Origin of the sequence: Streptomyces sp. NBC_01622, assembly GCF_045209635.1 — a bacterium.
GTDB lineage: Bacteria > Actinomycetota > Actinomycetes > Streptomycetales > Streptomycetaceae > Streptomyces.
On sequence record NZ_CP109293.1, the window covers coordinates 7,560,906 to 7,573,263 of the forward strand.

Here is a 12,358-nt window from a genome sequence, read left to right on the forward strand (position 1 = left end):
GGCCGGGCGCCCGCACCCGCCCGACCGCCGCACACCACGTCCGTGGGGGTCCGCACCCATGCGCAAGCTGTACGTCCTCCTCCTGAGCCTCTGCCTCGGCGTGCTCGCCGCGCCCTCCTCCCACGCGGCGGACAACGGCAGTTGGTCCGTGTACCCGGCCGCCTCGCAGATCGCCGCGCGGCCGTACTTCTATCTCTCCGCCGATCCCGGCCAGACCATCCAGGACAAGGTGGTCGTCGCCAACAAGACGGCGCAGCCGCTCACCTTCCGGCTCTACGCGGCCGACGCCTACAACACCGCGCGCGACGGCGGGTTCGCCGTACGGACGGTGAAGGAGAAGATGCGGGGCGTCGGTGCGTGGGCGAAGCCCGCGAAGTCCCGAGTCACCGTCCCCGCCCACAAGTCGGTCACCGTGCCGTTCACCCTGCACGTACCCGAAGGCGCCGAACCGGGCGACCACCCGGGCGCGTTGGTCGCCCTTGACGAGCGCGTCGACAGGGGCGACGGCTCACTCGCCCTCGGTGTGCAGCGGGCCGTCGGCGCCCGTGTCTACCTCCGGGTGAGCGGCCCCACGCTGCCCGCGCTCGCCGTCGAGCACGTCCACATCTCCCATCACCAGCCGCTGGTACCGGGGTTGGGGAGCAGCGACGCGACGATCTCCTACACGCTGCACAACACCGGCAACGTCACCCTCGACCCGAAGGTGACCCTGAAGGCACAGGGTCTGTTCGGCCGGACGCTGCTCTCGCGCGGACTGACCCGCATCCCGGCCGAGTTGCTGCCCGGGCAGAGCGTGAAGCTGACCGAGCCGTGGAAGGGCGCGCCCCAACTCGACTGGGGCGACATCACGTTGACCGCGAGCGCGCCCGGCACCAAGCAGTCGGCGAGCGCCTCGTTCTTCGCGCTGCCCTGGCTCGCGGCGGCGCTGCTGCTCGCCGTCGGGTTCGTCGGGGGAGTGCTGGCGGTCAGAGCGCGTCGGGGCCGCGCTCTCCCGTCCGTACCCGTACGACCGTCTCGACCGGAATCGACCACACCTTCCCGTCCCCGATCTTCCCCGTCTGTGCGGCCTTGACGATCGCGTCGATCACGGCGTCCGAGTCCGCGTCGTCGACGACGACCTCGATCCGCACCTTGGGCACGAGGTCGACGCGGTACTCGGCGCCCCGGTACACCTCGGTGTGGCCGCGCTGCCGGCCGTAGCCGCTGGCCTCGGTGACGGTCAGGCCGTGCACGCCGAGCTCCTGGAGCGCCGTCTTGACCTCGTCGAGGCGGTACGGCTTGACGATCGCGGTGATGAGCTTCATGCCTGGGACTTGACCTTCTGGAGGGAGGGGACGGACGGACCGACCGGGGCTCCGTGCCCCAGGACGCCGTGATCGTATGCGGTCTCGGCGTGCACCGTAAGGTCCAGACCCGTCCGCTCCTCCTCTTCACTCGCCCGCAGCCCCATCACCCTGTCGATCAGCTTCCCGATCCCGTACGTCACGAGAAACGCGTACGAACCTACGGCGACCACGGCCACCAGCTGCTTGCCGAGCTGGGCGAGCCCGCCGCCGTAGAGGAGGCCTTCCGGGCCGCCGGTCATCGAGGTGACCGCGAAGACGCCGATCAGGAGGGTGCCGATGACGCCGCCGACCAGGTGGACGCCGACGACGTCGAGCGAGTCGTCGTAGTTCAGCTTGAACTTCCAGCCGACCGCGTAGGAGCAGACGGCACCGGCGGCGAGGCCGACGACCAGCGCGCCGAGGAGCGAGACCGAGCCGCAGGACGGGGTGATCGCGACCAGGCCGGCCACCGCGCCGGAGGCCGCGCCCAGGGTGGTCGGGTGGCCGTCGCGCTTCTGCTCGACGAAGAGCCAGCCGAGCAGGCCGGTGCAGCCGGCGGCGAGGGTGTTGAGGAAGGCCGCGGCGGCGAGGCCGTTGGCGCCGAGCGCGGAGCCCGCGTTGAAGCCGAACCAGCCGAACCAGAGCAGGCCCGCACCCAGCATGACCATGGGGAGGTTGTGCGGGCGCATGGCATCTTTTTTGAAGCCGAGGCGGGGGCCGACCACCAGGCACAGGGCCAGGCCCGAGGCGCCCGAGGTGATCTCGACGGGGAGGCCGCCCGCGAAGTCGAGGGCGCCGAGGTGCGCCGCGATCCAGCCGCCCGGGCCCCACACCCAGTGCGCGACGGGAACGTATACGAGCACTGCCCAGACGGGCACGAAGACCAGCCACGCGCCGAACCGCACCCGGTCCGCGACCGCGCCGCTGATCAGCGCGGCCGTGATGATCGCGAAGGTGAGCTGGAAGGTGGCGAAGAGGAGGGTGGGGACGGTCCCGTGCACGCTGTCCGGACCGAGGCCCGCCATGCCGGCGCGCCTCAGCCCGCCGATCAGGCCGCCGCCGAGGTCGTCCCCGAAGGCGAGCGAGTACCCGGCCGCCAGCCACACCACCGTGACCAGGGCGATCGACACGAAACTCATCATCAGCATGTTGAGGACGCTCTTCGTGCGGACCATGCCGCCGTAGAAGAGGGCCAGGCCCGGGGTCATCAGCAGGACCAGGGCGGTGGCGGCGAGCAGCCAGGCGGTGTCGCCGGTGTCGATACGCCCGGCGGCGAGTGCGGCGGCGGGGGTCACGGTCGTCACGGTCGTCACGGTCGTCTCCAACGGGGTGGGGGCTCGTCAGAGGGTCACCGGCCCGAGTTTCCGGTTGTGGACGTCCGTGTTTCCGTGACGTTTCATTGCGTCGGGGTTACCGAAAGCTCACCGTGTCAGGCTCCGGTGGACTGTTGTGCGGCGCGGGCCTGTGGATCAGGGACAATGGGCGCCATGAGCGTTCGTACCCCGTCATCCAAGCCGTCTGACTCGTCGGAGGCTCCCCACCGCGCCGGCTTCGCCTGCTTCGTGGGCCGCCCCAACGCGGGCAAGTCCACCCTTACGAATGCTCTGGTCGGCCAGAAGGTGGCGATCACCGCCAACCAGCCGCAGACCACGCGGCACACGGTCCGCGGCATCGTGCACCGGCCGGACGCCCAGTTGATCCTGGTCGACACCCCTGGCCTGCACAAGCCGCGCACACTGCTCGGCCAGCGGCTCAACGACATCGTCCGTACGACGTGGGCCGAGGTCGACGTCATCGGCTTCTGCCTGCCGGCGAACGAGAAGCTGGGCCCGGGCGACCGTTTCATCGCGAAGGAACTGGCGTCCATCAAGAAGACGCCGAAGATCGCGATCGTCACGAAGACCGACCTGGTCGACTCCAAGACCCTCGCCGAGCAGCTCATCGCCATCGACCAGCTCGGCAAGGAGCTGGGCTTCGAGTGGGCGGAGATCGTGCCGGTCTCGGCGGTCGCGGACCAGCAGGTCGACCTGCTCGCCGACCTCCTCATCCCGCTCCTCCCGGAGGGCCCCGCCCTCTACCCCGAAGGCGACCTCACCGACGAGCCCGAGCAGGTCATGATCGCGGAGCTGATCCGCGAGGCGGCGCTTGAAGGTGTCCGGGACGAGCTCCCGCACTCCATCGCCGTCGTCGTCGAGGAGATGCTGCCGCGCGAGGACCGCCCGGCCGACAAGCCCCTCCTCGACATCCACGCCTTCGTCTACATCGAGCGGCCCAGCCAGAAGGGCATCATCATCGGCCCGAAGGGCGCGCGGCTGAAGCAGGTCGGGATCAAGTCGCGTAAGCAGATCGAGGCGTTGCTGGGGACTCCGGTGTTCCTGGACCTGCACGTGAAGGTGGCGAAGGACTGGCAGCGGGATCCTCGGCAGTTGCGGAAGCTGGGGTTCTAGGGGGGAGTTGGGGGTTCCGGGGGCTTTTTTCGCCCCCGCCACCCCTACCCGTCCCATCCTTCTGGGGCTCCGCCCCGGGCCCCGCTCCTCAAACGCCGGAGGGGCTGGATTTTCAACGCGTTGGAGGGTCTGGGGGCGCAGCCGCCAGTGGCGTGGGGGACATGTCCTGCAGGCCTATCACCCGCAGGAGTTGGAGCCGCTCGTACGACTCCGTGCCCGGGCGGGCCGTGTGGATGATCAGCAGGTGGTGGGCGTCCTGGTTCAGGAGGACCTCGCAGTCCAGTTCCAGGAGGCCGACCAGCGGGTGGCGGAAGCGCTTCGTGGACTGCCGGCGTACGGCGACCTCGTGGTCCTCCCACAGCCGTGCGAACTCCTCGCTGCCCGCCCGTAGTTCGGCCACCAGTGCGGCCGGCTCCGGGTCGTCGGGGCGGGCCGCGGCCACCGCCCGGAGGTTCGCCACGTGGGCGCGCGCGTGCTCCGGGACGTCCTCCGGCGGGAACAGTTCCCGTGAGGCGGGGTCCAGGAAGAAGCGGCGGAGCAGGTTGCGCTCCCGGGGCGGGCGGGCGAACGCGTCGCCCGACAGCGCCCGTGCCATCGCGTTCTGCGCGATCACCTCACCGCAGTCGCTGGACACGTGCGCCGGGGTGTCGTGCAGCCGGTCCAGCACGAGGAGGAGGCCCGGCCGCAGATGCGCGGTCCCGCCTCCCCGGCGCGGCGGTTCCTCGCCCGTCAGATGGAAGAGGTGGTCGCGTTCGTCGTCCGTGAGCCGGAGCGCCCGCGCGAGCGCCGTGAGCATCTGGCGGGACGGGCGCGGGCCCCGGGACTGTTCGAGGCGCGTGTAGTAGTCCACGGACATCCCGGCGAGCTGCGCCACTTCCTCGCGGCGCAGGCCGGGCGTACGGCGGCGGGCGCCGGCCGTGAGGCCCACGTCGGAGGGGTCGAGGCGGGCCCGGCCCCGGCGCAGGAAGTCGGCGAGTTCGGCTCGGTTCACGCTTCCAGCGTGCGGCAGTCCGCCCGGCTTATCCAGGCACTGCCGATCCCCTGATCGGAAGGTCTCTCCCGGCCGCGCCCGACCCGTCCCAGGCTGGTGGCACCAGACCGTGAGGAGCAGATGATGTTGACACTGGTGACAGGTGCGACGGGACAGGTCGGCCGGCGTTTCGTACCGAGGCTGCTGGCGCAGACCCGGCAGGGGATGGGGGTCCCCCCGCTCGAGCGAAGCCGAGAGTGGGGGAGGGTACGGGTGCTGGTCCGCGACGAGGCACGCGGCGAACCCTTCGCCGAGCTGGGCGCCGAGGTCGTGCTCGGTGACCTGCGGGACGAGGCGGCACTCGGCAAGGCGGCGTCCGGCGCCGACGCGGTCGTGAACGTCGCCGCGTCCTTCCGCGGTGTACCGGACGAGGAGGCCTGGGCCGTCAACCGGGACGCGGCGGTGGCCCTGGGGAAGGCCGCCGTGGCCTGCGGCGTACGGCGCTTCGTCCAGGTCAGCACCGGGCTCGTGTACGGCGCCGGGCGGGGCCGTCCGATGACCGAGGACGACGAGATCCGGCCCGGCGGCGAGATGTGGGGCGCCTACCCGGAGTCCAAGGCGGCCGCCGAACGCGAACTCCTCGCCCTCGACGACATGGACGTCCGCGTCGCCCGCCTCCCCTTCGTCTACGGCGAGGGCGACCCCCACCTCGCCAACTCCCTGCGCTGGGCGACGAGTTGGGCCTCGAACCAGCGCCTGCACATGGGCCACCACGCAGATGTCGCCCAGGGCCTGCTCCGCGTCCTGCACGCCCCGGGAGTCGCCGGCCGCGTCTACAACATCGCCGACGACGCCCCGGTCACCGCGGTCGAACTCCACCTGCTGAACGGCGTGGAGATCCCCACCGACATGCACACCCGCACCGACCCCGACCCCTGGTTCGGCATCATGTCGACGGAACGCATCCGCCGGGAACTGGGCTACCGCCCGCTGTATCCGACGGTTTGGGCTGCGCGGGACGCGGGCGTGCTCTGACAGCAGCGGCGGTGGCTCACAGGGGGACGATCCTGACTCGCTGACCACCGCACAGCTTCGTCAGGTCGTCGACGTCCGAGGTGAGGATGGCGACGGGGCCGGGCTGGTTGAGCGCGGTGACCGCCACGGTGGCGTCGATCGCGTACGTGTGACCGTGCAGGCCGGCGTCCTTGAGGAGTTTGGCGGCGGCTTTCGCGGTCTGCGCGGTCACGGGTTCGATCTGGTCCTTCGGCAGCGGCTCCCCGTGGAGCAGGGCATCGGCCTCGGCCCGCTCCTCATCGGTGAAGGCGCCGTGTTCCTCCTCGTAGCGGCGTACCTCCGCGGCCAACAGGTCGTTGCGAATCTTGCGGGCGAACGCCTCCGCGACGTAGCCGGAGACGGTGTCGGTGAGCTCGCGCGCAGCCTCCACGAGCTCCTCGGGCACGGTGATGGTGATCTTCTTGCTGGCCATACGTCGACCATGCCGCGATATGGCAGATGGTGACCCGCGTTTCAGTCCACCCCCCGAATCCGCCGAACCAGCAGCGCCCCCGCCATCCCGATCACCGCCGACACCAGATACAGCACCCGGTACCCGCCCAGATACGTCACGATCGGCGCGGCGAGGGCGGGGGCCGCGACCTGGGGGAGGGCGTTGGCGACGTTGATGACGCCGAGGTCCTTGCCGCGGTCCAGGGCCTTCGGGAGGACGTCCGTCATCAGGGCGAAGTCGACCGAGGTGAAGACGCCGAAACCGATGCCCAGGAGGGCCGCCGAGGCCACCGCGCCCGGCCAGGTCTGCCAGCCCGCGAGGACCGCCGTGGCGACCGCCATCAGGACGCCGGACCAGATCACGAACGGTTTGCGGCGGCCGACCCGGTCGGACCACACCCCGCCGACCACGACGGTGGCCAGAAGCGTCAGCCCGTTGACCGCCGTGAGGATCAGGACGCCCTGGTCGGGGTCGTGGTAGTGCAGGCGGTCGCGCAGGTAGTACAGGAGATACAGCAGCACCAGCGCGTTGCTCAGGTTGATCAGGAAGCGGGTCAGCCATGCCCAGCCGAGGTCGGGATAGCGGCGCGGGCTCAGCCAGAAGCCCTTCAAGAAGCCCTGCCAGGACCACAACGGCCTGTCCGCCGGGCGGAGTTGCAGGTCCTTGTAGCGCAGGACGTACGGGAGCACGCCCACCGCCGTGAACACCGCGCACGCCACATAGCCCGCCCCGATGCCCCCGGCCGCCGTCGCAAGCCCCGTACCGCCGACCACGCCCAGGATCTGCGCGGCGCCCAACCAGCCGCCCACAGAGCCCCGTTGGAGGCGCGGGACGCGGTCCGGCACGGCCGCCGTGACCGCCGCGAAGGCCGCGTTCAGGGTGAGCTGGACCAGGCACCAGCCGGCCGCCATCGTCCACACCCCGCCCGCCCCCGCGAGCAGCAGCAACGACAGCGCCCCGCCCGCCGACCCGGCCACGATCCACGGCGTACGGCGGCCCCACCGGGACGTCGTACGGTCGGACAGCGCGCCGAAGAGCGGATTGGCGACCAGGGACACCAGCGCGCCCGCGCCGGTCACCCACGCCAGCATCGTCTCCTTGGACATGCCGGTGCCCGGCGCGAAGTCCTTGGCCTGGGAGGCCAGCAGGATCTGCAGCGGGCCGTACCAGCCCACCCAGATCGCCCCGTTGGCGAGCGAGAGCGCGGAGGCCCAGCCCCGGCCGACGCGTTCGACGGGCTCGGCGAGGGCGCTGGGCGCGGAGACCGCGTCGGCCGCGTCGGCCGTCGTCATCCCTGTACCAGCTCTCTCTGCGCCCGCAGCAGGCCCTGGAACCAGCCGTACGACGCCTTCGGGGTGCGCGCCTGCGTCTCGTAGTCGACGTGGACGAGGCCGAAGCGCCGCTCGTAGCCCTCCGCCCACTCGAAGTTGTCGAGGAGCGACCACACGAAGTAGCCGCGGACGTCCACGCCCGCCTCCAACGCCCGGTGCAGCGCCCGGACATGGCCGTCGAGGTAGGCGATCCGGTCCTGGTCGTCGAGGCCGTCGTAGGAGCAGCCGTTCTCGGTGATGACGACGGGCGGGAGGCGGTCGCCGTAGCGGTCGCGGAAGGTGGTGAGGAGTTCGGTGAGGCCCTCGGGGACCACCGGCCAGCCGAAGTCCGTGACCGGGACGTCCTCGATCTCCCTTACGGAGAAGGGGAGTTCGGCCGGGAGTGTCAGTCCGCCGAACTCGATCTCCGCGCCCTGGGGTGCTCCGACTCTGCTCGGCGCGTAGTAGTTGATGCCGTACCAGTCGATCGGCTCGGCGATCACCTTCAGGTCGGACTCCACGTCACCCGGCATCAACTCGCCCAGCCCGGACGGGTATTCGCCGAGGATCAGCGGTTCCGCGAACAGACGGTTCAGCAGCAGGTCGTAGAAGTTCGCCGCCTCGATGTCCTCCGGCTCCTGCGAGGCGGGCCAGGTCGGACCGTGCGAGTTGGCGATCCCGATGTCGGTGGCACCGGCCGCGCGCAGCGCCCGTACCGCCAGGCCGTGGGCCAGGAGTTGGTGGTGGGCGACCGGGAGCGCGTCGAAGAGCAGGGTCTTCCCCGGGGCGTGGGCGCCCAGCGCGTGTCCCAACAGGGTATGTTCCGCAGGCTCGTTGAGGGTGATCCACTTCTTCACCCGGTCGCCCAGCCTCTCCGCCACCACCGACACGTACTCCGCGAAACGCGACGCCGTGTCCCGGTCCAGCCAGTCCAGCCCCACCGGGAGGTCCCAGTGGAACAGGGTCGGGACCGGACGTACGCCCGCCGCGATCAGGTCGTCGACGAGACGGTCGTAGAAGTCGAGGCCGCCGGGGGAGTTCACCCGCGGCCAGGAGATCGAGAAGCGGTACGCGTCCACGCCCAGGCCGGCCAGGAGGGCCACGTCCTCGCGGTGGCGGTGGAAGTGGTCGCAGGCCACCGCCGCCGTCGAACCGTCCTTGATCCGGCCCGGCTCGGCCTCGAACACGTCCCATACGGAGGGCTCGCGCTCGCCCGCCGCGCCCTCGATCTGGTGGGCCGAGGTCGAGACGCCCCAGAGGAAGCCGGCCGGGAACCGAGGTATCGGGTTGCCTGCATCAGTCGCCATGCGCCGGATCATCCGTACCGCTGGTAACGGGTGTCAACGGGCGGGCGTGAACAAGCAGTTACGCACCTTCCTTCAACACCCTTTGGATCAGCGCCCGTTGCTCCTCCGTAAGCCTGGGGTCGGCCGTGTACACGGTCCTCCCGTCCACCGTGATCTCGTAGTGGAAGCCGTCCGGGACGCCTGCCCCGGGCGCGCGCCGGCCGTCGGCGACCGCCCGTTCGGCCAGCGCGTGCCACTCGTGTGCGTCGGGCCGCGCCGAGGTGTCGACCTCGCCGCGGCGCTCGATGCCACCGAACCCGCCCGTGCGCCGTACCTGAATACGCATGGGTCCTGTCTAGTACGGATACGGGTCCGGCGCGACTGCCGCGACTACGAGGTCGGCACTCCGACCTGTTCCCACGCCTTCTGCACGGCCTGCAACTCCTCGCCGCCGTCCCCGAAGCGGGTCTTCGCGGCCGCGACCGTGAGTGTCGCGAAGTCGGTGAACAGGGCGTCCTTCTTGAGTTCGCCGCCGGTCAGGACGTCGTACCAGATCTGTCCGGCCTTCTCCCAGGCGTGCCCGCCGATCGCGTCGGCGACCAGGTAGAAGGCGTGGTTGGGGATGCCGGAGTTGAGGTGCACACCGCCGTTGTCGCGCCCGGTCTTGATGAAGCCGTCCATCGTCGCGGGCTGCGGGTCCTTGCCGAGGGCGTCGTCGTCGTAGGCCGTGCCCGGGGCCTTCATGGAGCGCAGGGCGACGCCGGTGACGCGCGGGGCGAGGAGGCCGGCGCCGATCAGCCAGTCGGCGTCGGCGGCGGTCTGGCCGAGCGAGTACTGCTTGATGAGCGAGCCGAAGACGTCGGAGATCGACTCGTTCAGGGCGCCGGACTGGCCGAAGTAGGTCAGGTTCGCGGTGTACTGCGTGACGCCGTGGGTGAGTTCGTGGCCGATGACGTCGACCGGGATGGTGAAGTCGAGGAACAGCTCGCCGTCGCCGTCGCCGAACACCATCTGCTCGCCGTTCCAGAACGCGTTGTCGTACTTCACGTCGTAGTGGACGGACGCGTTGAGGGGCAGGCCCTCGCCGTCGATGGAGTGCCGGTTGAAGGCGTTGAGGTACAGCTCGAAGGTGGCGCCGAGGCCCGCGTAGGCGCGGTTGACGGTCGCGTCCTTGCCGGGGTCGGAGCCCTCGGCGCGGACCTTCTTGCCGGGCAGGTCCTGCTTGTGCTTGGCGTCGTAGATCGTGCGCTGCGGCTTGTCGGTCGCGGTGGGCGCGGCGACGGTCGGTGCGCCGAGCACGGTGGTCAGCCGGCGGTGGGTGCGCTCGTAGGCGTCGCGCTGCAGGGTCTCGCGGGCGGGACCGGCGAGCGCGGGGTCCTCGTGCTGGGCGAGCTTGTCGAGGACATGCGGTGGGACGATCGTGCAGAAGACGGGCTCGAAGCCCCCGTGAGTCGTCATGCCCGGCACCCTGGCACCGAGTTATGCCGCTGTCACTACCGGCAACCATGATTGGTGAAAAACGGGGACAATCATCACAGTCTCGTAGCGGAGAGTGGTATACGACGGGGAATGTCCCGCATAGTGATACGGCCCCCCGCACTGCGCACGACTCGGCTACTCTGCTGAGCATCATGCGTTTCGGGCTGCTTCTCCTTAGCTGCCGCGGCGAGGGCCTGTAGTCCAGGTCGACTCCCTCCCCGCGGAGCTTCGCGTTGCGTCGTCGGCCGTCCTTCAGGACACCACGAGGAGCCCACGCATCATGGCCCAGAGCGCCAATCGCCAGCAGCCCAGTTCCATGCCGATCCACAAGTACGGCCAGTACGAGCAGGTCGACATCCCCGACCGCACCTGGCCCGACCAGCGGATCACCGTCGCCCCGCGCTGGCTCTCCACCGACCTGCGTGACGGCAACCAGGCCCTGATCGACCCCATGTCGCCGGCGCGCAAGCGCGCGATGTTCGACCTGCTGGTCAAGATGGGCTACAAGGAGATCGAGGTCGGCTTCCCGGCCTCCGGCCAGACCGACTTCGACTTCGTGCGCTCGATCATCGAGGAAGAGGGCGCGATCCCGGACGACGTCACGATCTCCGTGCTGACGCAGGCCCGCGAGGACCTGATCGAGCGGACCGTGGAGTCCCTGAAGGGCGCCAAGCGCGCCACCCTGCACCTCTACAACGCGACCGCGCCCGTCTTCCGCCGCGTGGTCTTCCGCGGCTCCAGGGACGACATCAAGCAGATCGCCGTCGACGGCACCCGCCTGGTCATGGAGTACGCCGAAAAGCTGCTGGGCCCCGAGACCGAGTTCGGCTACCAGTACAGCCCCGAGATCTTCACGGACACCGAGCTGGACTTCGCGCTGGAGGTCTGCGAGGCGGTCATGGACGTCTGGCAGCCCGGCCCGGGCCGCGAGATCATCCTCAACCTGCCTGCCACCGTTGAGCGTTCGACCCCGTCCACGCACGCGGACCGCTTCGAGTGGATGGGCCGCCACCTGTCCCGCCGCCAGCACGTCGTCCTCTCCATCCACCCGCACAACGACCGCGGTACGGCCGTCGCCGCCGCCGAGCTGGCGCTGATGGCCGGCGCCGACCGCGTCGAGGGCTGCCTGTTCGGCCAGGGCGAGCGCACCGGCAACGTCGACCTGGTCACCCTGGGCATGAACCTGTTCTCGCAGGGCGTCGACCCGCAGATCGACTTCTCCGACATCGACGAGATCCGTCGTACGTGGGAGTACTGCAACCAGATGGAGGTCCACCCGCGCCACCCGTACGTGGGCGACCTGGTCTACACGTCCTTCTCCGGCTCCCACCAGGACGCCATCAAGAAGGGCTTCGACGCCATGGAGGCCGACGCCAAGGCCAAGGGCGTCACGGTCGACGACATCGAGTGGGCGGTCCCGTACCTGCCGATCGACCCGAAGGACGTCGGCCGCTCCTACGAGGCCGTCATCCGGGTCAACTCGCAGTCGGGCAAGGGCGGAATCGCGTACGTCCTCAAGAACGACCACAAGCTGGACCTGCCGCGCCGGATGCAGATCGAGTTCTCGAAGCTGATCCAGGCCAAGACGGACGCCGAGGGCGGCGAGGTCACCCCGAAGGAGATCTGGGCGACCTTCGAGGACGAGTACCTGCCGAACCCGGACAACGCCTGGGGCCGTATCCAGGTCAAGACCGGCCAGTCGACCACCGACACCGACGGCGTGGACACGCTCACGGTGGAGGCCACCGTCGACGGCGTCGACACCGTGCTGACCGGTTCCGGCAACGGCCCGATCTCCGCCTTCTTCGACGCCCTGCAGTCCGTCGGCATCGACGTACGGCTCCTGGACTACCAGGAGCACACGATGAGCGAGGGCGCCTCCGCGCAGGCCGCCTCGTACATCGAATGCGCGATCGGCGACAAGATCCTGTGGGGAATCGGGATCGACGCGAATACGACACGTGCCTCGCTGAAGGCGGTCGTCTCGGCCGTCAACCGCGCTACCCGCTGAACCATCCTGACCGGCGGTTTACC

The 12,358-nt window shown here is 70.1% G+C and carries 12 protein-coding genes; 4 read left to right on the plus strand and 8 right to left on the minus strand.

Annotation, left to right across the window (positions count from 1 at the left end; genetic code table 11):
* The first annotated feature begins 58 nt into the window (after positions 1-58).
* Positions 59-1,072 carry a WxL protein peptidoglycan domain-containing protein gene (locus OH768_RS34965; protein WP_406459930.1) on the plus strand — a complete coding sequence of 338 codons (1,014 nt, stop codon included), beginning with the start codon at positions 59-61 and terminating at the stop codon, positions 1,070-1,072.
* On the opposite strand, the gene OH768_RS34970 is transcribed toward OH768_RS34965, so the two are convergent.
* Positions 966-1,304 (minus strand): P-II family nitrogen regulator, encoded by a 339-nt coding sequence (locus OH768_RS34970; RefSeq protein ID WP_200682139.1) that lies wholly within the window; start codon positions 1,302-1,304, stop codon positions 966-968. The two genes, OH768_RS34965 and OH768_RS34970, sit on opposite strands and share 107 nt — an antisense overlap.
* Positions 1,301-2,638, minus strand: a complete 1,338-nt coding sequence (locus OH768_RS34975) for an ammonium transporter (RefSeq protein WP_406459931.1) — start codon at positions 2,636-2,638, stop codon at positions 1,301-1,303. The genes OH768_RS34970 and OH768_RS34975 overlap by 4 nt, the downstream gene beginning before the upstream one ends.
* 165 nt (positions 2,639-2,803) lie before the next feature.
* Between OH768_RS34975 and era the strand changes: the two genes are divergently transcribed.
* A complete protein-coding gene (gene era / locus OH768_RS34980) occupies positions 2,804-3,772 on the plus strand; it encodes a GTPase Era (RefSeq protein ID WP_200712884.1) in 969 nt (322 codons plus the stop codon).
* 112 nt (positions 3,773-3,884) lie between these two features.
* Here the strand turns inward: era and OH768_RS34985 are convergent, their stop codons facing one another.
* A complete protein-coding gene (locus OH768_RS34985; protein ID WP_406459932.1) occupies positions 3,885-4,763 on the minus strand; it encodes a helix-turn-helix transcriptional regulator in 879 nt (292 codons plus the stop codon).
* A gap of 123 nt (positions 4,764-4,886) precedes the next feature.
* Between OH768_RS34985 and OH768_RS34990 the strand changes: the two genes are divergently transcribed.
* Positions 4,887-5,777, plus strand: coding sequence for an NAD-dependent epimerase/dehydratase family protein (locus OH768_RS34990; RefSeq protein ID WP_406459933.1), 891 nt, complete (start codon positions 4,887-4,889; stop codon positions 5,775-5,777).
* Positions 5,778-5,793: 16 nt separating this feature from the next.
* Here OH768_RS34990 and OH768_RS34995 read toward each other — a convergent pair whose 3' ends face one another.
* The 5 genes from OH768_RS34995 to OH768_RS35015 are packed head-to-tail and all read right to left on the minus strand — an operon-like array spanning position 5,794 to position 10,303.
* Positions 5,794-6,228: a hypothetical protein gene (locus OH768_RS34995; RefSeq protein WP_406459934.1), complete on the minus strand. Its 435-nt coding sequence runs from the start codon at positions 6,226-6,228 to the stop codon at positions 5,794-5,796.
* A gap of 41 nt (positions 6,229-6,269) precedes the next feature.
* Positions 6,270-7,541 (minus strand): MFS transporter, encoded by a 1,272-nt coding sequence (locus OH768_RS35000; protein WP_406459935.1) that lies wholly within the window; start codon positions 7,539-7,541, stop codon positions 6,270-6,272.
* Entirely contained in the window at positions 7,538-8,878 is a 1,341-nt protein-coding gene (locus OH768_RS35005) for a GH1 family beta-glucosidase (protein WP_406459936.1), read from the minus strand. Before OH768_RS35005 ends, OH768_RS35000 begins: the two co-directional genes overlap by 4 nt.
* Before the next feature lie 46 nt (positions 8,879-8,924).
* A complete protein-coding gene (locus OH768_RS35010; protein ID WP_406459937.1) occupies positions 8,925-9,191 on the minus strand; it encodes a protealysin inhibitor emfourin in 267 nt (88 codons plus the stop codon).
* Between the two features lie 44 nt (positions 9,192-9,235).
* A complete protein-coding gene (locus OH768_RS35015; RefSeq protein ID WP_406459938.1) occupies positions 9,236-10,303 on the minus strand; it encodes a M4 family metallopeptidase in 1,068 nt (355 codons plus the stop codon).
* Between the two features lie 301 nt (positions 10,304-10,604).
* On the opposite strand from OH768_RS35015, the gene leuA reads away from it, so the two are divergent.
* Positions 10,605-12,335 (plus strand): 2-isopropylmalate synthase, encoded by a 1,731-nt coding sequence (gene leuA / locus OH768_RS35020; protein WP_406459939.1) that lies wholly within the window; start codon positions 10,605-10,607, stop codon positions 12,333-12,335.
* Positions 12,336-12,358 lie beyond the last annotated feature (23 nt).

What these genes read in the sequence shown, in the direction of transcription:
- era (WP_200712884.1), top strand. Translation starts at nt 2,804, where the DNA reads ATGGGCGCCATGAGCGTTCGTACCCCGTCATCCAAGCCGTCTGACTCG.
- OH768_RS34995 (WP_406459934.1), bottom strand. Translation starts at nt 6,228, where the DNA reads ATGGCCAGCAAGAAGATCACCATCACCGTGCCCGAGGAGCTCGTGGAG.
- leuA (WP_406459939.1), top strand. Translation starts at nt 10,605, where the DNA reads ATGGCCCAGAGCGCCAATCGCCAGCAGCCCAGTTCCATGCCGATCCAC.
- OH768_RS34970 (WP_200682139.1), bottom strand. Translation starts at nt 1,304, where the DNA reads ATGAAGCTCATCACCGCGATCGTCAAGCCGTACCGCCTCGACGAGGTC.
- OH768_RS35000 (WP_406459935.1), bottom strand. Translation starts at nt 7,541, where the DNA reads ATGACGACGGCCGACGCGGCCGACGCGGTCTCCGCGCCCAGCGCCCTC.
- OH768_RS34965 (WP_406459930.1), top strand. Translation starts at nt 59, where the DNA reads ATGCGCAAGCTGTACGTCCTCCTCCTGAGCCTCTGCCTCGGCGTGCTC.
- OH768_RS35015 (WP_406459938.1), bottom strand. Translation starts at nt 10,303, where the DNA reads ATGACGACTCACGGGGGCTTCGAGCCCGTCTTCTGCACGATCGTCCCA.
- OH768_RS35010 (WP_406459937.1), bottom strand. Translation starts at nt 9,191, where the DNA reads ATGCGTATTCAGGTACGGCGCACGGGCGGGTTCGGTGGCATCGAGCGC.
- OH768_RS35005 (WP_406459936.1), bottom strand. Translation starts at nt 8,878, where the DNA reads ATGATCCGGCGCATGGCGACTGATGCAGGCAACCCGATACCTCGGTTC.
- OH768_RS34990 (WP_406459933.1), top strand. Translation starts at nt 4,887, where the DNA reads ATGTTGACACTGGTGACAGGTGCGACGGGACAGGTCGGCCGGCGTTTC.